Source organism: Kocuria sp. U4B, assembly GCF_054875615.1.
Genome location: NZ_CM142180.1, coordinates 279,029 through 300,039, shown reverse-complemented (window position 1 = coordinate 300,039; position 21,011 = coordinate 279,029). Strand labels below are relative to the sequence as shown.

15 protein-coding genes and 1 pseudogene are annotated in these 21,011 nt (G+C 72.6%); 7 read left to right on the top strand and 9 right to left on the bottom strand.

The genetic code is table 11. The features are described from left to right. Positions 1 to 7: 7 nt before the first annotated feature. From ACYSMR_RS01365 to ACYSMR_RS01355, 3 genes are read right to left on the bottom strand one after another with little or no spacing between them, the layout of a single operon-like run. Complete coding sequence (locus ACYSMR_RS01365) at positions 8 to 1,297, bottom strand: amino acid permease (RefSeq protein WP_461747140.1); 1,290 nt, start codon at positions 1,295 to 1,297, stop codon at positions 8 to 10. Then, positions 1,294 to 2,532: a glutathionylspermidine synthase family protein gene (locus ACYSMR_RS01360; RefSeq protein ID WP_251333343.1), complete on the bottom strand. Its 1,239-nt coding sequence runs from the start codon at positions 2,530 to 2,532 to the stop codon at positions 1,294 to 1,296. Before ACYSMR_RS01360 ends, ACYSMR_RS01365 begins: the two co-directional genes overlap by 4 nt. Continuing rightward, a complete protein-coding gene (locus ACYSMR_RS01355; RefSeq protein ID WP_251333342.1) occupies positions 2,532 to 2,939 on the bottom strand; it encodes a hypothetical protein in 408 nt (135 codons plus the stop codon). The genes ACYSMR_RS01360 and ACYSMR_RS01355 overlap by 1 nt, the downstream gene beginning before the upstream one ends. A gap of 119 nt (positions 2,940 to 3,058) precedes the next feature. On the opposite strand from ACYSMR_RS01355, the gene dtd reads away from it, so the two are divergent. The 3 genes from dtd to ACYSMR_RS01340 all read left to right on the top strand — a co-directional run bounded on the left by dtd (position 3,059) and on the right by ACYSMR_RS01340 (position 5,911). Continuing rightward, a complete protein-coding gene (gene dtd / locus ACYSMR_RS01350) occupies positions 3,059 to 3,511 on the top strand; it encodes a D-aminoacyl-tRNA deacylase (RefSeq protein WP_251333341.1) in 453 nt (150 codons plus the stop codon). Between the two features lie 189 nt (positions 3,512 to 3,700). Further along, positions 3,701 to 4,390, top strand: a complete 690-nt coding sequence (locus ACYSMR_RS01345; protein ID WP_251333340.1) for a hypothetical protein — start codon at positions 3,701 to 3,703, stop codon at positions 4,388 to 4,390. A gap of 54 nt (positions 4,391 to 4,444) precedes the next feature. Further along, entirely contained in the window at positions 4,445 to 5,911 is a 1,467-nt protein-coding gene (locus ACYSMR_RS01340; protein ID WP_251333339.1) for a protein adenylyltransferase SelO, read from the top strand. Positions 5,912 to 6,183: 272 nt separating this feature from the next. Here ACYSMR_RS01340 and ACYSMR_RS01335 read toward each other — a convergent pair whose 3' ends face one another. Together ACYSMR_RS01335 and ACYSMR_RS01330 are read right to left on the bottom strand one after the other, a co-directional pair. Beyond that, positions 6,184 to 8,652: a GcvT family protein gene (locus tag ACYSMR_RS01335; protein ID WP_461747139.1), complete on the bottom strand. Its 2,469-nt coding sequence runs from the start codon at positions 8,650 to 8,652 to the stop codon at positions 6,184 to 6,186. A gap of 35 nt (positions 8,653 to 8,687) precedes the next feature. Next, positions 8,688 to 9,050, bottom strand: a complete 363-nt coding sequence (locus tag ACYSMR_RS01330; protein WP_251333337.1) for a bifunctional 3-phenylpropionate/cinnamic acid dioxygenase ferredoxin subunit — start codon at positions 9,048 to 9,050, stop codon at positions 8,688 to 8,690. Between the two features lie 373 nt (positions 9,051 to 9,423). On the opposite strand from ACYSMR_RS01330, the gene ACYSMR_RS01325 reads away from it, so the two are divergent. Beyond that, positions 9,424 to 11,043: an APC family permease gene (locus tag ACYSMR_RS01325; protein ID WP_251333336.1), complete on the top strand. Its 1,620-nt coding sequence runs from the start codon at positions 9,424 to 9,426 to the stop codon at positions 11,041 to 11,043. 135 nt (positions 11,044 to 11,178) lie between these two features. On the opposite strand, the gene ACYSMR_RS01320 is transcribed toward ACYSMR_RS01325, so the two are convergent. Both ACYSMR_RS01320 and ACYSMR_RS01315 read right to left on the bottom strand, forming a co-directional pair. After that, a complete protein-coding gene (locus tag ACYSMR_RS01320; RefSeq protein WP_251333335.1) occupies positions 11,179 to 11,865 on the bottom strand; it encodes a 3'-5' exonuclease in 687 nt (228 codons plus the stop codon). Continuing rightward, positions 11,862 to 13,688 carry a putative nucleotidyltransferase substrate binding domain-containing protein gene (locus ACYSMR_RS01315; RefSeq protein WP_461747138.1) on the bottom strand — a complete coding sequence of 609 codons (1,827 nt, stop codon included), beginning with the start codon at positions 13,686 to 13,688 and terminating at the stop codon, positions 11,862 to 11,864. Before ACYSMR_RS01315 ends, ACYSMR_RS01320 begins: the two co-directional genes overlap by 4 nt. Before the next feature lie 330 nt (positions 13,689 to 14,018). Here ACYSMR_RS01315 and ACYSMR_RS01310 point away from each other — a divergent pair, with 330 nt between their 5' ends. The 3 genes from ACYSMR_RS01310 (at position 14,019) to ACYSMR_RS01300 (ending at position 18,744) form a co-directional block, all read left to right on the top strand. Beyond that, positions 14,019 to 15,209, top strand: a complete 1,191-nt coding sequence (locus ACYSMR_RS01310; RefSeq protein WP_461747137.1) for an NAD(P)/FAD-dependent oxidoreductase — start codon at positions 14,019 to 14,021, stop codon at positions 15,207 to 15,209. 109 nt (positions 15,210 to 15,318) lie between these two features. Beyond that, on the top strand, positions 15,319 to 16,641 hold the full coding sequence (locus tag ACYSMR_RS01305) for an aromatic ring-hydroxylating oxygenase subunit alpha (RefSeq protein WP_461747136.1): 1,323 nt from the start codon (positions 15,319 to 15,321) through the stop codon (positions 16,639 to 16,641). Between the two features lie 132 nt (positions 16,642 to 16,773). Continuing rightward, positions 16,774 to 18,744, top strand: a complete 1,971-nt coding sequence (locus ACYSMR_RS01300) for a BCCT family transporter (protein ID WP_251334297.1) — start codon at positions 16,774 to 16,776, stop codon at positions 18,742 to 18,744. 291 nt (positions 18,745 to 19,035) lie between these two features. On the opposite strand, the pseudogene moeB reads toward ACYSMR_RS01300, so the two are convergent. Then, positions 19,036 to 20,225 (bottom strand): annotated as a pseudogene (moeB, locus tag ACYSMR_RS01295) (molybdopterin-synthase adenylyltransferase MoeB). A gap of 136 nt (positions 20,226 to 20,361) precedes the next feature. Then, entirely contained in the window at positions 20,362 to 20,814 is a 453-nt protein-coding gene (locus ACYSMR_RS01290) for a molybdenum cofactor biosynthesis protein MoaE (RefSeq protein ID WP_461745352.1), read from the bottom strand. Positions 20,815 to 21,011 lie beyond the last annotated feature (197 nt).

The window sequence follows — 21,011 nt, the reverse complement described above, 5'->3', positions numbered from 1 at the left end:
GGACCGGTCAGTTCCGCAGGCTCTCCAGGTGCGGGGCGCGCTCGTGCGCGCCGGGCAGCGGGTCGCGCCCGCGGCCCAGGAGGAACCACAGCGGGACCACGAGCAGCACCAGCGCCACCCCGACCCCGACCCAGGTGGCCGAGAGCACGTACTCCCAGCCGGTGAGGGCCAGGGCGAGGCCCATCAGCACCGCCCCGGCCACCCCGAGCGCCCGGGTGCCGGCCGTGCGGGCGAGCCGGGCGGCCGCCGCGCAGGCCAGGCCGTAGTAGAGCGCCACGAGCACCGAGATGATCCCGATCGAGTCGTCGAACAGGGAGCCCGAGAACGCCATCCACGCCGCGGCGACGGCCGCGGTGGTCCACGTCGCGAAGGCCAGGGACACGAACCGGCGGGGCAGGTGCCCGCCGCGGGCCATCGACATCAGCCCGCGGGAGGTGGGGATCATCGTGGTGCCGATGGACGCACCGGCCGAGACCGCCACCAGGGACGCCAGCAGCGGGGAGCCCACCGAGGCCCCGGGCACGTAGGCCCAGCCGATGAGGGCGTAGGCGGCCGCCACGACCGCGAGCGCGATCCACGCCGAGACCCGCGGCGCCCGCTGGGTGGTGGACTCCTCGGTGAGGGAGAACGTCGAGTCCCAGCCCCAGTACAGGAACAGGGCCAGCAGCAGGGCCGCGGCCAGGTTGCCGGCGGTGAGCTCGCCGCCGGTGAGCACGTCGGTGTAGAACCCGCTCCACTCGCCGTCCGCGGTCCCCGTGCCGTCGGCGAGGACCGGGGCCGTGCGCGTGGCCCACACCAGGACGCCGACCCCCACCAGCTGCAGGGCGGCGAGCACCGCCTGCACGGCCGCCGAGACCCGGATCCCCGTGGAGGAGACGGCCGCGAAGACCGCCATGAGCGCGGCCGCCACCCCGGTGGTGGTCCACGCGCCCGGGTCGAGGCCCAGGGCGAAGAGGGCGGAGTCGGCCGTGACCCAGGCCAGGGAGGCGAGCACGAGGGTCGCCGACAGCCACAGCCCCCAGCCGCTCAGGAACCCCGCGAACTCCCCGAAGGCCTCCCGGGCCCAGCGGTAGACGGTGCCCTGGTCCTCGTAGAGGTCGTCCAGCCGCGCGAAGCACACCGACACGACGGCCATGGGGACCACGGCGGCGACCAGCACCACCGGGGTCCACCGGCCCACGAGGGCGTGCATGAGGCCCAGGGTGACCACCGCGGAGTACAGCGGGGCGATGGAGGTCGCGCCGATGACCGCCGAGGTGGCCGTGGAGATGGACCGGGGGAGCAGGTGCGCGGTCACAGGACGCCCTTCTTGTCGATGATGTTGGGCACGAAGCGGCACCAGTAGTCGGTGAGCGGGCCGTCGGACTCGCGGATGCCGACGCCGGCGGCCCCGGCGTCGCCGACCACCCAGGAGCCGACGACCGGGTGGTTGGGCGCCCCGTCCGAGCCCGGGAAGTTCCGCAGCGGCACGTAGCCCTGCCACACGTCCATCGGAGAGGGGTGGGGGTTGGGGGAGCGGACGTGCACGTCGCGGGCGCGGATCTCGATGCCGTCGCCCTCGCGGCCGAAGATCGGCTTGCGCACCCACTCCGCCAGGCCGTTGGGTCCGTCCGGATAGGCGGGCAGCAGGTTGGGGTGGCCGGGGAAGCAGCGCCACAGGGCCACGAGCAGCAGCTTGGTGGAGCAGAACATCTTCCAGGCCGGCTCGTACCAGTGGTGCATCAGCAGGGGGTCGCCCAGCACGAACGCGCCGGGCCCGTCGTCGACCATGACCTCCCACGGGTGCAGCGCGAAGAGCTCCTCGATGCCCGAGACCACCGCGGGGTCGTCCACGCTGCCCGCGGCGTGCACCCAGTGGTTGGCGCGGGTGTCGAAGCGCACGTCCTCCACGGGCAGCAGGACCGTGCGGTAGCCGGCCTCCGCGGCGGTCGCGGCCATCACGGCGGCGTTGGCCGCGTCCTCCCCGGACTCCTCCTCGCGGGTGTACGCCACGTGCAGGACCTTCGACGCCGACGACGGCAGCCGCTGCCGCCACCGCTCCACGAGCATCGGCCACAGGCCGTTGAGCTGGTCGAACTGCGCGTGCTCCTCGCCCAGTCCCGGGTGCAGCGCCTCCACGCGCGACCACTGGCAGATCGCGCCCTCGACGAGCCCGGTGGGGGTGTCGCCGTTGAACTCGAGCATCTTGGCGGGGCCCGTGCCGTCCCACGCGAGGTCGAAGCGGCCGTAGATCGAGGGCTCCCGCAGGCTCAGGGAGTACTGGGCGAGCTCGAACGCGGCCTCGGAGAGCCCCAGCGTGCCCAGGTTGCCGGCGGCCATGTACCGGGCCGCCTCCAGCGTCATCCGGTACAGCTCGTCCGTGGTGGACTCCAGCTCCTCGACCTCGGCCGGGGAGAGCACGTAGGCGGCGGTCTCGTTCCAGTAGGAGAACCGGGAGCCGTCCGGGCGCTCGGTGAAGGCGTAGGTCAGGCCCTCGTCGCGCACGGTCTGCTCCCAGTGCGGACGGGGCGGCAGGCCGTCGATGCGCCGCATCAGGACCCCGCCCCGCTCTTCGAGCCGCCGAAGCCCTTGGAGACCCCGGTCTTGCCCACGGAGGTCCCGGAGGGGGAGAAGTTCCGGGCCACCTTCGCGGAGGCCGGCGGGCGGGTGGTCGTGAAGCCCGACGACCGCGGCACCGGGGCGCCCACCGCCGGCACGGAGACCGCGCGGCTGGCGTTGAGGAACAGGAACATCGGGATGAACGACCCGCGCGGGCGGTCGTCGTCGCAGTTGTCGTCGTCGACCCGCACGTTCTCGCCCGTCTCCGGGTCCTCCTGCACGCAGATCTCGGCGTAGTCGGCGTCGACCTCCTGCACGTCCTCGCCGCATCCCGTGAGGGTGACGGCGAGGACGCCGATCGAGGCGGCGGCCATGATGCGGGTCGAGGGGCGAGGAGGCACAGCGGGTCCTTCGGCTCGGGACGGAGCGGGCGGCCGGCAGCCGCCCACCCTCTTATCCTCCGGCACGCGGGCCCCCGTTGTCGCGCGACCGCGCCGGGAGCTGTGGTGGACTGGGGCCCATGCGCATCGTTCTGCAGCGGGTGGCCCGGGCCGCCGTGACCGTCGGGGGCTCCGCCGTGGGCCGGATCGACGAGCCGGGCCTGGTGGCCCTCGTGGGCGTGACCCACGACGACGACGCCGCCGTCGCCGCGAGGCTGGCCGAGCGGACCTGGAACCTGCGGCTGCTGGAGGGCGAGAGGTCGTGCGCGGACCTCGGCGCGCCGGTGCTGGCGATCAGCCAGTTCACGCTCTACGGCGACGCCCGGAGGGGCCGGCGCCCCTCGTGGTCGGCCGCGGCTCCCGGTCCGGTCAGCGAGCCCGTCTTCGAGGCCTACGTGCAGGCGCTGCGCGCGCTGGGGGCCCGGGTGGAGACCGGCCGGTTCGGGGCGACGATGCAGGTCGAGCTGGTCAACGACGGGCCGGTCACGCTCGTCCTGGACAGCGCGGAGCTGGAGCGGCCGCGACGGTCGTGAGCCGGGGCCGCGGCGGCCCCGGCGTCCGTCGCCCGCGGGACAGCCGGCGCCCGCGCCCCTGGTGGAACCCCGCCCGCCCCGTCACGGAGAAGTCGAGACCTTCGGGGTCTTACGCGGCGGCGGCCGGCGGGTGAAAATCGTCTCCACACCGTCCGTGCCCCCTGCCGGACCGTGTCACCGGAGGAAATGATGAACGAGCTCCTGAACGTTGCCCCCGAGGACCTGCCCACCACGCCGAGCCCCCTGGACGCGGTGGTGAACCCCGGCCTGCAGCGGGCCTTCCTGGAGGGCCGGCGTCTTCCCGTCCCCAACCTGGGCTCCGGGGCGCGGGCGATGAGCCCGCAGCTGCGCCGGCTCGCGCGCACCGGGGGATACGAGACGGTCCTGGAGTTCCTGGCCCACTACGTGGCCCTGGTGCTGCCGGACCCGGTGGCGACCGAGGGCAGCTTCTGGGCGGTGGAGACGGCGCTCGACTCCGACATCCCCGTGGAGGAGCCGCAGCAGCTGGCGCGCCTGAGCGTCCACGGGGTGGCGGTGGCCACCGTGGTGGAGGACCCGGAGGGGGACGGGGAGAACCCCCTGGTGTGCCTGGCCCTCGCCCCCGAGCCGGTGGTGGACCGGACGTACTCCCCGGAGCCGACCTACCTCGACGTGGACGGCGCCCCCGTGCCCGCCCAGCAGGCCGAGGGCTCCGCGGAGGACCTGAGCCGGCAGCTGGCCTCGGACCCGGAGCTGCTCGCCGCGGCCCGCCGGGCCGTGGTGGGACTGATGCGCCGGGGCCCCGCCGGACGGACCCGGCACGAGCGGGACCTCGCCGACGCGGTGTTCACCACGCTCGTCGGGATCGACGGGCTCGCCGACCCCCGGGTGCCCGCCTAGTTCCGGCGGGCACCGCCCGCGACGGAACGGGCCGTCCCCTGTATCGTTGACGGGATGAGCGTCACACCGCTGCCGACCATCACCCTGGACAGCGCCTTCGCCCGGGAACTGGGCGAAATGGCCGTTCCCTGGCGGGCCGAGCAGGTCCCCGAGCCCGAGCTGCTGGTGCTCAACGAGCCGCTGGCCGCCGAGCTGGGCCTGGATCCCGCCTCGCTGCGCAGCCCGGAGGGCGTGCGCCTGCTGGTGGGCAACCGCGTCCCCGAGGGCGCCACACCGGTGGCGCAGGCCTACTCCGGGCACCAGTTCGGCGGGTTCTCCCCGCGCCTCGGTGACGGCCGCGCCCTGCTGCTGGGGGAGGTGGTCGACGCCGGGGGCCGCCTGCGCGACCTCCACCTCAAGGGCTCCGGGCGCACGCCGTTCGCGCGCGGCGGCGACGGGTTCGCGGCGGTGGGCCCGATGCTGCGCGAGTACGTCGTCAGCGAGGCGATGCACGCCCTGGGCATTCCCACCACGCGCTCGCTGGCGGTGGTGGCGACGGGCCGGCCGGTGCGCCGCGAGACGGTGCTCCCCGGGGCCGTGCTCGCCCGGGTGGCCGCCAGCCACCTGCGCGTGGGCAGCTTCCAGTACGCCGCGGCCACGGGCGACGCCGGCCTGGTGCGCCGCCTCGCCGACCACGCGATCCGGCGGCACTACCCCGACGCCGCGGACGCCGGGAACCCCTACCTGGCCCTGTTCGAGGCGGTCGTCGCCGCGCAGGCCTCGCTCGTGGCCCGCTGGATGCTCGTGGGCTTCATCCACGGGGTCATGAACACCGACAACATGACGATCTCGGGCGAGACCATCGACTACGGGCCGTGCGCCTTCATGGACGCCTTCGACCCGGCCACGGTCTACAGCTCGATCGACGCGGGCGGGCGCTACGCCTACGGCAACCAGCCGGTCGTGGCGCAGTGGAACCTCGCCCGGCTCGCCGAGACCCTCCTGCCCCTGTTCCACGAGGACCAGGAGCAGGCGGTCGCCCTGGCGGTGGCGGCGCTCGACGCGTTCCCCGGGCAGTACAGCACGGCGTGGTCGGCGGGCATGCGGGCCAAGCTCGGCCTGTCCGCGGAGCTCGACGACGAGGTCGTCTCGTCCCTGGCCCACGAGCTGCTCACGCTGCTCCAGGCCAACCACGTGGACCACACCTCGTTCTTCCGCGGCCTCGGCGCGGCCGCCCGCGGCGACGCCCGGCCCGCCCGGGACCTGGTGCTCGACCTCGCCGCCTTCGACGCCTGGGCGGAGCGCTGGCGCGCCGCGGGCCCGGACGCCGACGCGATGGACCGGGTCAACCCCGTCTACATCCCCCGCAACCACCTCGTCGAGGAGGCCCTCGACGCCGCCGTCGAGGGGGACCTCGAACCGCTCGGCCGCCTCCTGGAAGCGGTGACCGCCCCCTACGACGAGCGGCCCGGCCTGGAGCGCTATGCCGCCGCACCGCCGGAGGACTTCGGCGCCACCTACCGCACGTTCTGCGGGACCTGAGCCCGCGCCCCGCCGCCGGCCGGCCCGGCTGATCGGGCGAACGGCGGTGGACCAGCTCGAGGACGGGATCGCCGACCCCGACCACCGCCACGTCAGCTTCCAGCCCGAGCTGGTGGTCCGCGCCTCCACCCGGGCGTCGCGCCCGGGCGGGTCGCCCGGGCGGGTCGCCCGGCTCGTCCCACCCGGCCTGGGCCCTGGACGAGGAGCCCGCCGGGAACCCGGGAGAGCACGGGGGCCGTGGCCGGCGGTCCGCCGGCCACGGCCCCCGTCGCTCAGCCGCGCAGTCGCGCCATGCCGGGGTCGACGAGCGGTTCGGCGCTGACCGTGGCGGCGACGCGTTCGCCGAGGTACTCGATCTCCACGGCGTCGCCCTCCGTCACGTCGGCGGGCAGCCACGCGTAGGCGACGGGCCGGCCGACGGTGTAGCCGTACGCGGCGCTGGTGACGTAGCCGGCGGCGGTGCCGTCGACGTACACGGGCTCCTTGCCGAGGACCACGGACGTGCCGTCGTCGACGGTCAGGCACCGCAGCCGCCGGCGGGGGTCCGCTGCGGCCGCGGCCGCCGCCGCGCCGACGAACTCGCCCTTGTCCGTCTTCACGGCGAAGGCCAGGCCGGCCTCCTCCGCGGTGTGCTCGGTGGTCATGTCGCTGCCCCAGGAGCGGTAGCCCTTCTCCAGGCGCAGGCTGTTGAAGGCGGCCCGGCCGGCGGGTACGATGCCGAACTCCTGGCCGGCCTCGTGCAGCAGGTCCCACAGCCGCAGGCCCTGGTCGGCGGTGGTGTACAGCTCCCAGCCCAGCTCGCCGACGTAGGACAGGCGCATGGCCGTCACGGTCAGCCCGCCCACGCAGATCTGCTTGGTGCGGAAGTACTTCAGCCCCTCGTTGGACAGGTCGTCGCGGGAGACCTTGGCCATGACGTCCCGGGCGCGCGGTCCCCACAGGCCGATGCAGCACGTCTGCGCGGTGATGTCGCGCACCCGCACCCACGAGGCGGGGTCCTCGGCGGACTGGCGGTCGGCGGCGGCGGAGAGGTAGGCGACGTCGACGTGGCCGTTGATGCCCGCCTGGTACAGCTCGTCCCCGAGCCGGGCGACGGTGATGTCGCTGCGGATCCCGCCCTGCTCGTCGAGGAGCAGGCAGTAGGTCACGGCGCCGGGCTTGCGCAGGACGTTGCCCGTGCTCAGCCGCTGGAGCAGCAGGCCGGCCCCCGGTCCCTCGATCTCCACGCGCTTGAGCGGGGTCATGTCGTACATGGCCACGGCCGTGCGGGTCTTCCACGCCTCGACGGCCGCGACGGGGGAGTGGAACATCGCCGACCAGGGGTCCCGCTCCGGCTCGCGCCACTGCTCGGGCAGCTCGTCGAGGAACCGGGCGTTGGCCTCGTACCACTGCGGCCGCTCCCAGCCCCCTCCCTCGAGGAAGAAGGCGCCGAGCTCCTGCTGCCGCAGGAAGAAGGGGCTCACCCGCAGGTTGCGCGGGGACTCCTTGGGCTGGAGGGGGTGGAGGACGTCGTAGATCTCCACGAAGTTGCGCTGGGCCGTCTCCTCGACGTACTCCGGGGTCAGCTGCACCTCCTCGAAGCGGGTGGCCTCGCAGCCGTGCAGGTCCGTCTCGGACCGCCCGTCCACGAGCAGCTCCGCCACGGCCTTGGCGACGCCGGAGGAGTGGGTCACCCACACGGCCTCGGCGACGTAGAAGCCGGCCACGTCCGGGGACTCGCCGATGAGCGGGCCGCCGTCGGGGGTGAAGGAGAAGATGCCGTTGAAGCCCTCGGCGACCTCGGCGTGCTTCAGGCTGGGCAGGAAGCGGCGGCTCTCGGCCCACTGCTCCGTGAAGTCCTCGGGGGTGAAGTCCAGCCGGGACGGCATCCGGTCGTGGCTGATCTCCGAGGGGTCGTAGCGGGGCAGGTCCGCGAGGTCGACGGGGATCGGGCGGTGCGCGTAGGAGCCGATGCCGATCCGGTCGCCCCACTCCCGGTAGTAGAGGTCCGCGTCCTGATGGCGCAGGATCGGCAGCGTGGCCCCGTTGGGGGCGTCGTGCTTGCCCACGAGCTCCGGGACCGCGGAGGTGAAGACGTACTGGTGGGCCAGCGGCAGCAGCGGGCAGGGCATGCCGACCATCTCGCCGATGGCGGGCCCCCAGAACCCGGCGCAGGAGACGACGATGTCCGCCGGCACGGTGCCCTGGGTGGTGGTCACCCCGGTGACCCTGCCGTTGGCCCGCTCGATGCCCGTCACCGTGGTCTCCGGGCGGAAGACGACACCGGCGCGGGTGCTGCGCTCGATGAGCACCTGCACGGCCTTGGCCGCCAGGGCCAGGCCGTCCGTGGGCACGTGGTAGCCGCCGAGCACCATCTCCGGGTTCAGGAGGGGGTACTGCCGCACGACCTCGTCCGCGTCCAGCAGGTGCCCGTCGATCCCCCACGACGCCGCGTAGCCGACCTTGCGCTTGAGCTCGCCGAGACGCTCGGGCGTGGTGGCGACCTCGAGACCCCCCACCTGGTTGAAGCAGCCCAGGGAGACGAGCTTCTCCACCGTGTACCGGGCGAAGTGCGTCATCGTCCTCGACGGGTTCGTCTGGTACACCAGGCCGGGGGCGTGCGACGTCGAGCCGCCGGGCAGGGCCAGCGGCCCCTGCTCGAGGACGGTGACGTCGGTCCAGCCGCGCTGGACGAGTTCGTCGGCGAGGTTGGTGCCGACGATGCCGGCGCCGATGACGACGACGCGGGGGGTGGTGCTCATGGATGCTCCTCCTGGTGGCGGGGGCGGGACGGCATTCAGCTGGTCTGGGACTGGTGCCCGCCGGCCGTGAGGCCGGGAGGAAGGTTGGGGGCCTCGGCGGACTCCTCGATCAGCACCTCGCCGTCGACGACCTCGACGCGGTGGACCCGCACCGGCAGCTTGGCCGGGGGTGAGTCGACCGCGCCCGTGCGCAGGTCGAACTTCGAGGCGTGCAGCGGGCACTCCACCTCGCAGCCCTCGACCCAGCCGTCGGCCAGGGAGGCGTCCTGGTGGGTGCAGGTGTCGTCGATGGCGAACAGTTCGCCCTCCTCGGTGTGGAACACCGCGATCGGGGGAGTGGTGTCGAGCCGGAGGGCGTCGCCGGGGGCGAGGTCCTTGAGGAAACAGGCCTTGTGCATCGCACCGGATCCTTCCATGAGCCCCGGAGCCGGCCGGGGGTGAACCAGAAGGACGGAATTCCGCCCTGCGCAACAAGCGTTGCGATGTGCAACATCCTGGGAGCTGGCCGGAAGAGGTGTCAAGGGGTCGGGCGGTGTCGTGCCCAACATGTCACCGGGCTGTCCGCTGTGTGCGAAGTGGCGGCCGGACCTTGACAGCCCCCCGGCGCACCCCCAAGCTTTAGCTCACCTTGCGATGAGTGTTGCGCAGGCTGCACAATCCCGGCGCCGCCGGGGACCTCGGGGGCCCCGGTGCGGACCGTCGCCTGCGCTCGTCTCGTCCGCCACACCCGACCTCGGTCCTCCGGACCGTCTCGAGATCCAGAGGATGCCCATGTCAGAGAAATCCCACGCCATCGCTTCGAGCGGCATGGAGGAGTTCGGCTACGCCCAGTCCCTGGACCGCAGCATCGGGCGGTTCGAGAGCTTCGCCGCCGGCGTCAGCTACATCTCCATCCTCACCGGCGTGTTCCAGCTCTTCTACTTCGGCTTCGGCACGGCCGGCCCCGCCTACGCCTGGTCCTGGCCCATGGTCTTCGTGGGCCAGCTCATGGTGGCGCTGTGCTTCGCCGAGCTCGCCGGCCGCTACCCGGTCGCTGGCTCCGTCTACAACTGGTCCAAGCGCCTGGCCTCCCCGACCACCGCGTGGATGGCCGGCTGGCTGCTGCTCGTCTCCTCGATCATCACCATCGGTGTGGTCGCCCTGGCGCTGCAGCTGACGCTGCCGCAGATCTGGAGCGGCTTCCAGATCGTCGGCGACGGCACCGGCACCTACGACTACGCCGTCAACGGGGTCATCCTCGCGAGCCTCCTCATCGCGTTCACCACCCTCGTCAACGCCTTCGGGGTCAAGCTGGCGGCCCGGATCAACAGCACGGGCGTGTTCATCGAGCTCGCCGCCGCGGTGCTGCTGATCCTCGCCCTCGGCTGGCACGTCGTGCGCGGGCCCGGTGTGCTGTTCGAGACCCGCGGCATCGGGGAGGGAGAGCCCATGGGCTTCTTCGGGGCCTTCCTCGTCGCCGCGCTGGCCTCCGGCTACGTGATGTACGGCTTCGACACCGCCAGCTCCCTGGGCGAGGAGACCAGGGACCCGAAGCGCACCGCGCCCAAGGCGATCCTGCGCGCCGTCACCGCGTCCTTCGTCCTCGGGGGCCTGCTGCTGTTCCTCGGCATCCTCGCCGCCCCGGACCTCGAGGACCCGAAGATCGGCGAGGCCAGCGGGGGCCTGCAGTACATCGTGCTCTCGGTGCTGGGCGGGCCCTTCGGCAAGGCGTTCCTGGTGTGCATCGTCGTCGCCATCGTGGTGTGCACCCTGGCGGTGCAGGCCGCGGCGATGCGCATGATGTTCGCCATGGCGCGCGACAACAACCTGCCCTTCAGCCGCCAGCTCAGCAGGGTGCACCCGGTCCGCAAGACCCCGACCGTCGCCGCCGTCGTCACCGGTGGCCTGACGCTCATCCCGCTGCTCGTGAACATCACCCAGCCGGCGATCTTCACGATCCTCTCCAGCATCTGCATCGTGCTCATCTACCTGTCCTACCTGCTGGTCACCGCCCCGATGCTGCGCAACCGCCTCGCCCGGCAGTGGCCGCTGCGCGACGGCGTGGAGACCGGCTTCAGCCTCGGCCGCTGGGGGGTCCCGGTGAACCTCGTGGCGGTGGTGTGGGGCGCGGCCATGACCGTGAACCTCATCTGGCCCCGCCAGGCGATTTACAACCCCGTCGCGCCCTTCGCCTGGTACGTGCAGTGGGGCGGGGTCCTCTTCATCGGCGCCGTGGCCGTGGTCGGGCTGCTGCTGTTCCGGCTGCGCATCCGCCACCGCACCGGCGTCCTCGCCGAGCACGCGGCCGCCGCGGAGGCACCGGCCGCCGCCACGCCGGCCGCGCCCGCCGTCGGGGCGCGCCACGAGGACCAGGACCCGATCGGCGACACCAAGGATCCCGCGCTGGTGTGAGCCCGGTGCGCGGGACGCGCACCGGGCTCACGGGCGGGGGAGGCCGGCAGGACCGGCCTTCCCCGCCCGTTCGCGTGCGGGCGCCGAGGCGCCGCGCGACCACCGGCCCGTGGGCCACCGGGACGGGGAACGGCCTCAGGGAGCGGTGGGATCCAGCCAGGCCGGCGTGCGCGGCTCGCGGCGGGACAGGCGCAGGAGCGTCGAGGCCGTGCAGTACTCCCGCTGGGAGCGCCGCGCGGCGAGGGCGATGAACAGCTGCGCCGTGGTCACCGCGTCCCCCAGCGCGTGGTGCGGGGTGTGCGCGGGCAGTCCCGCGGCCGCGGTGGCGTACTCCAGGGACACGTCGTAGCCGTCCCGCACCCGGGGCAGGGACAGGGTGCGCTGCGCCAGGACCGCCGTGTCGATCACGGGCAGGGGGAAGCGGCGCCCCCGCCGGCGCAGCGCCTCCCGGAGGAAGCCCGTCTCCACCCAGGCGGAGTGCGCCACGAGCACGCGGCCGGAGAGCATCTCCAGCAGCTGGTCCAGGCACTCCTCGAGGCGGGGCGCCCGGTCCAGGTCGCACGCGCGCAGGGAGTGGACCACGACGGCCTCCCGGCCGACCGCGGTCATCGGGTTGACGAGACTGTACAGGGACGACGACGTCACGACCCGGCCGCCCACGACGGGCACGGCCCCGAAGGAGACCACGCGGTCGCGGGCCGGGTCCAGCCCGGTGGTCTCCAGGTCCAGGGCGCAGTACTCGGTCTCCTTCCACCCGCCGAAGGCCGTGGTCCGGCGGGGCGGGCGGCGCAGCCTCGAGACCGGCCGCTGCGGGGGGCTCACGCGAGGCCCAGCCTGCGGTCGCTGCGGATCCGCTCCTGGATCCGCTCGACCGCGCGGAAGCCCTCGCGCAGGTGACGGCGCCGCAGCGGGTCCAGTGCCGCCGGGCTGAGGTGGGTGGCCGCCGGCCGGCCGTTGCGCAGCGCTTCGATCTCCTCGTCGACGAGCAGCCCGTGGAACAGCGTGAACGCCCCCTCCAGGGTGTCCGCCTCCTCCGTGCTGAGCAGGCCCTCCTGCGCCGCGCGGCTCAGGCGCTCGGGCGTGGTGCCGGAGACGTCGCCCGCCCGGAGGGCCAGCGCCCGGGCGAGGGAGACCACCGGGCGCAGCCCGGCACGCTTGACGTCCAGGCGTCCGCGGCGCTCGCCCCACCGCTCGACCACGTAGCCCTTGACGAACCCGGCCGGGGGGCGGTCGGTGAGGGCGAAGCGGAGCATGGCCTGGACGAACTCGTCGTGCCGCGAGCCGGCCAGCAGCTTCCCCTGGACCACCTGGCCCAGGCGCGGGTGGGTCAGCGGCCGGGCGTCGAGCAGCGCCGAGGCGAGCACCAGGTGGGTGCTCTCCCAGGGCTGGCCGATCCAGCGGTCCACCGCCCCGATCCAGTGCTCGACGGGCCGGCCGAAGGCCGGGTGGGACGCGTTGGCGTCGTGGGGGCACAATCGGAGGCCGCACCGGACCAGGTGCTCCAGCGTGGCCGTCGCCGCGTCCCGGACCGCGGGGGCACCCGGACCCGGGGCCCCGTCGCGGTCCTGCCACACCAGGGCCGTGTCGACGTCCGAGGCCGGCAGGGGCTCCCTCCGGGCCACCGAGCCGAGGACGAGCCACGAGTTCGGGGTGCCCCCGAGCGACGGGTGGACGGGCTCGAGCTCCAGGACCTTGCGGACCACCGACTCCACCATGGCCGCCCGGACGGCGCCGAGCTGGGCGGAGGACACGTCGGCGTCCCACAGCTCGACCATGGTGGGGGTCATCAGCTCGCAGGCCTCCGCGAGCTGGTCGAGCGTCCGCGCGGCGGCGATGGCGCTGCGCACCACCAGGGGGTGGTGCACGTCGGCCCCGACCAGGTCCATGACGCCCGTGACCCCCGCCGGATCACCCGCCGCGGTGGTCACGACCATGTGGTGCACCCCGTGGTCCACCATGCTGAGGTAGGCCGCCCACGCCGTGGCGTCGCTGGTGACGCTGAGCGCCGGGCGGCTGGCGATCTTGCTCACGGGCGCGTCCAGGCCCACCGCGCCGGTGGCGACCTTCGCGCGGAAGTCGTGGTCGGTGACGATGCCGTACCCCGTCCCGTACCGCACCAGGGCCGCGTCGCGGCGCTCCTCGGTCAGCCGCTGCGCCGCGTCCCGGACCGTGTCCTCCGGCCCGCACCACAGGACCGGGCGCATCGACTCGGTCACGGGCCGCTCCAGGCGGCTCGAGGGCCCCCCGGCGGCGATGAGGCGCTCGCGGGCGACGAGGGTGTTGAAGTGGGAGAACTGGAGGCGCTCGGGCTCGTGCACGGTGCGCCGGGGATCCGGCATCGAGTAGCACAGGGTGTCCTCGACGGCCCGCACGGCCAGGGCCGGCGGCAGGCCGGAGAGCACGGAGATGTGCCCGAAGGTGTCCCCGACGCCCAGCACGTCGACGACCCGCCCGCGGTCGACGACCTCCACGCTGCCCGTGCGCACGACGAACAGCCGGTCCAGCGCCTGCTCGTACTCGGCGATGACCCACTCGCCGGCCGAGAAGAACTCCACGTCGACCGTGGCCGCCAGGCGGGCCAGGTCGTCGGCGTCGAGCCGGTCGTAGGGGGACTGCCCGCCGAAGAACTCCACGAACTCCTTCACGGGCGCCTCCAGTCGGTCGGTGTCCTCGTCCGGCCCGGGCCGCGCCGCCGCACGGGTGCGGCTGAGCAACGACAATGGCATCTCTGTGAGCAACGCGCCGTGTGGTGCGCAACATTGTGGAGGTCCGGGCGCGGCCTGTCAAGGCCGGGGCCGCTCTCCGCCGCCCCTGTATTACCAGGGCGTGAAAAGTTCCGCCCGATCCTTGACACTCCCTCGGGACGCCTCCACGCTGTATCTCACATTGTGATGAGTGTTGCGTCTTGCGCAAAACGTCACGGTCGGTCGGGGACGCAGCGCGTCCCGTCCCGGAAGGCCCGGAAGGGGTTGTTGATGGAGTCGCTGGTCATTGTTGGTGCTTCGCTGGCGGGGTTGTCGGCGGCTCGGGCCGCGCGGCGGCAGGGTTTCACCGGTCGGGTGGTGATCATCGGTGATGATCCGCATCGTCCCTATGATCGTCCGCCGTTGTCGAAGGAGTTCCTCAGCGGGGTGTGCCAGGTGGAGGATCTGGCCCTGGAGAGCGATGAGGAGCAGCTGGCGGCGGAGTGGGTGCTGGGGGTCGCGGCGGTGTCCTTCGACGCGCTGAGCCGTGAGGTGGGTCTGGCCGACGGGCGCAGCGTGCGGGCGGACTATCTGGTGGTGGCCACGGGGGCTTCGGCGCGGGCGCTGCCGGAGCTGGCGGGGCTGGAGAACGTGCTGACGCTGCGGACCCTGGAGGACGCCAGGAAGCTGCGGGCGCTGGTGGCGCGCGGGGGGCGTCTGGTGGTGATCGGGGCGGGGTTCATCGGCGCGGAGGTCGCCTCCACCGCGCACGCGCTGGGGTTGCAGGTGACCGTGCTGGAGAAGTCGCCCACCCCGTTGTGCGGGCCGTTGGGGGCGCAGATGGGCTCGGTGGTGGCCGGGCTGCACGACCGGGCCGGGGTGGAGCTGTTGTGCGGGGTCGACATCGCCGGCTACGACATCGACGGTGGTGTGCTCACCGGGGTGCGTCTGGCCGACGGGCGGGTGCTGCCGGCCGATGTGGTGGTCGTGGGCATCGGCGCGGTGCCCAACGTGGGGTGGTTGGAGGGCTCGGGGGTGGAGCTGGGCAACGGGGTGGTGTGCGATGCGGTCGGGCGCACCAGCGTGGCCGGGGTCGTGGCCGTGGGCGACTGCGCGGCGTGGCTGGATCCGCGCACCGGCGCCCACCGGCGGGTCGAGCACTGGACCGGGGCCCTGGAGCGCCCGGCGATCGCGGTGGGGGCGCTGCTGGGCCACGCCGATGCGTCCCTGCCCGTGGAGCAGCCCTATTTCTGGTCCCACCAGTACGGGGCGCGGCTGCAGTTCGTCGGGGACATCGCCGGGGCCGACCGGATCAGCTACGAGCACGGCGGGGAGGGCCAGGAGAGCTTCCTGGCCGTGTACTACGCCGGGGAGGAGCCGGTGGCGGTGCTGGGCTGGAACCAGCCGCGGCTGTTCACCCGCTGGCGCAAGTCCCTGGCCAAGACCGCCACGGCCGTGCCCGTGCAGCGCCTCACCGCCTGAGCCCGCCCCCCTTTTCCCCGCCTGCTGTCCTTTCCTGCGGGCCTGTTGCCTTATCTCTTCCCTGTTTCTCTCTTTTTGTGTTGTGCCTGGATCTACAAGGAGGACCTCTGTGTCGACCAACATCATCTCCGAGTCCCTGATCGCCACCCTGCCCGGGAGCACCTATGTCGACGAGGCCGTGTTCGCCGCCGAGCAGGAGCGCATCTTCGAGCAGATGTGGTTCTGCGCGGTGCGCGCGGCGGATCTGGACAAGCCCGGGGCGTTTCGCACCGTGCAGGTGGGGCGGGAGTCGATCATCATCACCCGCAACCGCAAGCACGGGATCCGGGCGTTCTACAACGTCTGCCGTCACCGCGGGGTGAAGCTGTGCATGGAGGAGACCGGAGAGGCCGGGCGGTCCTTCCAGTGCCCTTACCACGCCTGGACCTATGACTTCGACGGCAAGCTCATCGCCGCCCCGAACCTCACGAAGATGCCCGACATCGATCGTCAGGAGTACGGGCTGGTCACGGTCCCGGTGCGGGAGTACCTGGGGTATGTGTGGGTGTGCCTGGCCGAGGAGCCGCCCTCCTTCGAGGAGGACGTGATGGGTGATATCCAGGAGCGGCTGGGCGACACCCAGGCGATCGAGGGCTATGACGTGGCCAACCTCGCCCTGGGCCGGCGGATCACCTATGACGTGAAGGCCAACTGGAAGCTCATCATCGAGAACTTCATGGAGTGCTACCACTGCGCCACCATCCACCCCGAGCTCACCGAGGTGCTGCCGGAGTTCGCCGACGGGCTGGCCGCGCAGTACTTCGTGGGCCACGGCGCGGAGTTCGGCGAGGACGTGCTGGGCTTCACCGTGGACGGTTCCGAGGGCCTGGAGAAGATCCCGGGCGTGGACGAGGACCACGACCGGCGCTACTACGCGATCACGATCAAGCCCACGGTGTTCGTCAATCTCGTTCCGGACCACGTGATCATCCACCGGATGTTCCCGCTGGCCGCGGACCGCACGATCGTGGAGTGCGACTGGCTCTACCTGCCCTCGGTGGTGGAGTCGGGCAAGGACGTCTCGGCCTCGGTGGAGCTGTTCCACCGGGTCAACCAGCAGGACTTCGACGCCTGCGAGCGCTGCCAGCCGGCCATGGGCTCGAAGGTCTACGCCAAGGGCGGTGTCCTGGTGCCCAGCGAGCACCACATCGGGGCCTTCCACGACTGGGTCCTCGACAAGATCGGCGACGTCGCCACCCCCGCCCCTGACCCCACCCCACCCACCCCCGATGTAGTCAGACTTCGTGCGGAGGATGATACTTCCAGGAGGGGTGAGCCGGTTGCCGGCGCTGACAGCTGCACACCTCGGCTGTCGGCGCCGCAATCGGTTCGCAGGCCGACTGGTGCAGTTCGCAGTACAGGGAAGCGCGGGCAGGACGCGCGGCCGTGGTAGACGGAAAGAACAGGACCGCTCTCTCGCAGGCGCGGGGCACGTGGTGACCTCCGCTCACCGGGTGCGGACCCGGTGCTGTTTCTTTTCACAATATGGTATTTCGACCTCATATATTCCCGGGAAGGGATCATGATGAGCAATGAAAACATTCAAGCAAGTCCGGGGTCGGATCCCCAAGCGCCGGCTTGTCCGGTGGATGATCTGACGGAGCTGCACCACGCCGAGGCGGAGGAGGCCCAGATCCTCGGTGCGCTCAAGGAGGGTGTGCAGGAGCGGCGAGGTTCCCTGCGCGGGGGGTTCGAGGGTCTGGACAAGGTGATCCTGGGGGTCACCGGGGTGCTGGTGGTGGCCTTCGTGGCGTGGGGCTTCATCGCCACCGACAACCTGTCCACGGTCTCGACCGCGGCCCTGGGGTGGGTGCTGGAGAACACCGGGTGGATCTTCGTGCTGCTGTCGTCCCTGTTCGTGGTCTACGTCCTGTGGCTGGCCCTGGGACGCTACGGCACCATCCCGCTGGGCAAGGACGGAGAGCGCCCGGAATTCCGCACGGTGTCGTGGATCTCCATGATGTTCGCCTGCGGGATGGGCATCGGCCTGATGTTCTACGGGGTGGCCGAGCCGCTCTACCACTACATCTCCCCGCCTCCGGCCACGGTGGACGCGTCCACGGCCGAGGCGATCGAGACGGCCATGGCCACCTCGCTGTTCCACTGGACCCTGCACCCGTGGGCGATGTACGCGGTGCTGGGCATCGCCATCGCCTACGGCACGTTCCGGCTGGGCCGCAAGAATCTGCTCTCCGAGGCGTTCGTCTCCCTGTTCGGCCGCCGGGCCGTCGACGGGATCGGGGGGAAGATCATCAACATCCTGGCGATCTTCGCCACGCTGTTCGGCTCGGCGGCCTCCCTGGGCCTGGGGGCTCTGCAGATCGGCAGCGGGCTGCAGTTCAACGGTGTGGTGGGTCAGGTCGCCACCCCGCTGCTCGTGCTGATCATCGCGGTGCTCACCTTCTGCTTCGTGGCCTCGGCGGTGTCCGGGATCGAGCGCGGCATCCAGTTCCTGGCCAACACCAACATGGTGCTGGCCGTGCTCATGGCGGTCGTGATCTTCGTGGTGGGCCCGACCCTGTTCATCCTCAACCTCATTCCCAACGCGATCGGCTCCTACTTCCAGCAGCTGCCCGAGATGGCCGCGCGCACCGAGGCGGTGGGGGACGAGTCCATGCGGGAGTGGCTGTCCGGGTGGACGATCTTCTACTGGGCCTGGTGGATCTCCTGGACCCCGTTCGTGGGCATGTTCATCGCCCGCATCTCCCGGGGCCGCACCATCCGCCAGTTCGTCACCGGGGTGCTGCTGGTGCCCTCGCTGGTGTCCCTGCTGTGGTTCGCCGTCTTCGGCGGCAGCGCCATCCACATCCAGCGCACCGCCGAGGCCACCCCTGACACCGGCGACGGGATCGCCACTCTGGTGGACGGGGTGCCCACCATCTCCTTCGACGCGGCGATCTACGACATGTTCACCGGCCTGGGCGCCCCGCAGGCGCTGACCGTGGGGCTGGCGGTGCTGGCCATGGTGCTCACCGCGATCTTCTTCGTCACCGGCGCCGATTCGGCCTCCATCGTCATGGGCTCGCTCAGTTCCCGCGGCACCCTGGAGCCGTCCAAGCCCGTGGTGATCTTCTGGGGCGTGCTCATGGGCGCAGTCGCGGCCGTGATGCTGCTGGCCGGCGGGGACACTCCCGCCGAGGCCCTCGGCGGGCTGCAGCGGCTGACCATCGTGGCCGCCCTGCCGTTCATCCTGGTGATGTTCGTGCTGTGCTTCGCCCTCACCCGGGACCTGCGGCGGGATCCGATGTGGCTGCGCCAGCGCCTGTCCGACTCGGTGATGCGCCGCACCATCCGCACCGCCGTGGACGACTACGGGCACCAGAAGTTCACCCTCGTCACCCGGGAGAGCGCCGAACCGCTCACCGGAATGTTCCAGGCCATCGACGCCACCGCGGCCGGACAACCCATCTACCCGCCCGGCAACGGAAACGGCCGCCGGCGGAAGAAGGACCGTGAGCGTCTCGGAACGGGAATCGACAAAGAGCCGGTTCCCTAGGAGTGAGGCTTTGTAGCCGCGGGGCACGATCCTTCCGCGGCCAGGAAGGGTGGAGCAGCCCTCAGCGGACATGAGGTCTTCGGCTCGACGTGTGGAACTTCTGCTTCCCACATCGAGCCGAAGACCTCTTTGTCGCCTCGTCGCGGGAGCGGCCGCGGCATCCGCGTGGGGCGTCCGGTGGCCGCTGGAGCGTCGAACGTGCCGGGAACCCGCGAGTCCTCCGATGGGGAAGGAGCAGCACCGCCCTCCACGGCAGGCACCGACGTCCCGCGTCGGTTCGGCGGGGGCGGGTCAGTAGGGTTGCTGGTCGGGGTCGACCTGGTCGATCCAGGCGAGGATCCCGCCCTGCAGGTGGGTGACGTCGCGGTGGCCGTGGCCGGTGAGCAGCCGCAGGGCGGTCTCGGAGCGGGTTCCGGCCTTGCAGTGCACCACGGTGGGCCGGGCCGGGTCCAGCCCGGCCAGCCCCGCCCCGGACTCCAGCTCGCCCAGCGGGACCAGCCGCGCCCCGGGGATCGCCGCCAGCCGGGCCTCGTAGGGCTCGCGCACGTCGAGCAGCTCGAAGTCGGCCTCCCCCGGCCCCGGGCGGCCAGCATCGCGGCCAGCTGCCGGGCGGTGACCGTGGGCGCGTCCCCGGCGGAAGCACCCGCCGCCGCACCCGGCACCGTGCCGGTGGGCCCGTCCTCGCCGGCGTGGGCGCCGGTGTGGGCGGGGACCGCCGGGCGCCCGGGGGTGGGGGCCAGCGGGATCTCCCACCACCGCGCCGAGAGGGCGTCGTAGGTGGCGACCCGCCCGAGCATGGTGGTGCCGATCCCGGTGATCAGCTTGATCGCCTCCACGGCCATGGCCGTGCCCACGATCCCGGGCAGCACCCCCAGCACCCCGGCCTCCGCGCAGCTGGGCACCGCCCCCGGGGCCGGGGCCACCGGGTAGAGATCGCGGTAGGTGGGCCCGTGCGCGGCCCAGAACACCGAGTACTGCCCGTCGAAGCGCAGGATCGAGCCCCACACGTGCGGGATCCCGGCCAGCGCGCACGCATCCGAGACCAGGTAGCGGGCGGCGAAGTTGTCGGTGCCGTCGAGGACCAGGTCGTAACCGGCCAGCACCCCGGCGGCGGTGGCGGCCGTGAGCCGCTGGGGGTGCTCGACCACGCCCACCAGCGGGTTGAGGTCCCCGATCCGTTCCGCGGCCGAGGCCGTCTTGGCCGCCCCCACGGTGGTGTGCCCGTGCGCCACCTGGCGCTGGAGGTTGGAGACCTCCACCACGTCGTCGTCGACGATCCCGAGGGTCCCGACCCCGGCGGCGGCCAGGTAGAGCAGTGCTGGGGAGCCCAGCCCGCCGGCGCCCACGCACAGCACCCGGGCGTTCTTCAGCCGGCGCTGGCCCACCTCCCCGATCTCGGGCACGCTCAGGTGGCGGGCGTAGCGGCGCAGCTCCGCGTCGGTGAGTCCCGGGCCCGGCTCCACCAGCGCAGGCAACCCCACGGGCAGCCCCCCGGGGACGGGGCGACCGGGGACGGGGCGACCGGGGACGGGGCGACCGGGGACGGGGTCGCCGGGGACGGGGTCGCCGGGGGCGGGCCCACCGGGGACGGGGCGAGGGGGTGCGGGTCCACGGTGCTCAGGCGTCCAGCCCGACCCACTCGGTGGAGCCGTCGGTGAAGCGCTGCTCCTTCCAGATCGGGACCTCGGCCTTGATCCGGTCCACCAGCGCCGCGCAGGCGGCGAAGGCGAGCTGGCGGTGGGCGGCGGCCACGGCCGCCTCCAGGGCCGAGTCCCCGATCTGCAGGTGCCCCACCCGGTGGGCGGCCCAGATCCGCACCCCGGGGAACTGCTCGGCCACCGCCTGGGCCACCGCCTGGATCACCTCCCCGGCGCTGGGATGGCAGGTGTAGTCCAGGCTGGTGACACCGCGCCCGCCGTCGTGGTCGCGGATCACCCCGCTGAAGGACACCACCGCCCCGGTGCGCGCCTCCTGCACCGCCGCCACCGCCCGGGCATGATCCAGCGGCTCACCCGTGACGAACGCGCCCACCACCACCGTCTCAGCCTCAACAGGCCCGGACATGCTCATCGATCGGTCTCCTGCAGTGTCGTGGTCCCGCGGTGGGGGAGCGGCCGTGCTCGGTCGCCCTGCTACCAGTCTTCCGCATCTTGCGCCGACATGCTCGGTGTCCTTTGCACACTGACCCCTTCGGGCATGTCGAGCACCGCGGGGGCTGCCGGCCTGCGGCGGGGACCCCGGCAGCCGGACGGGTCGCGAGCAGGTGT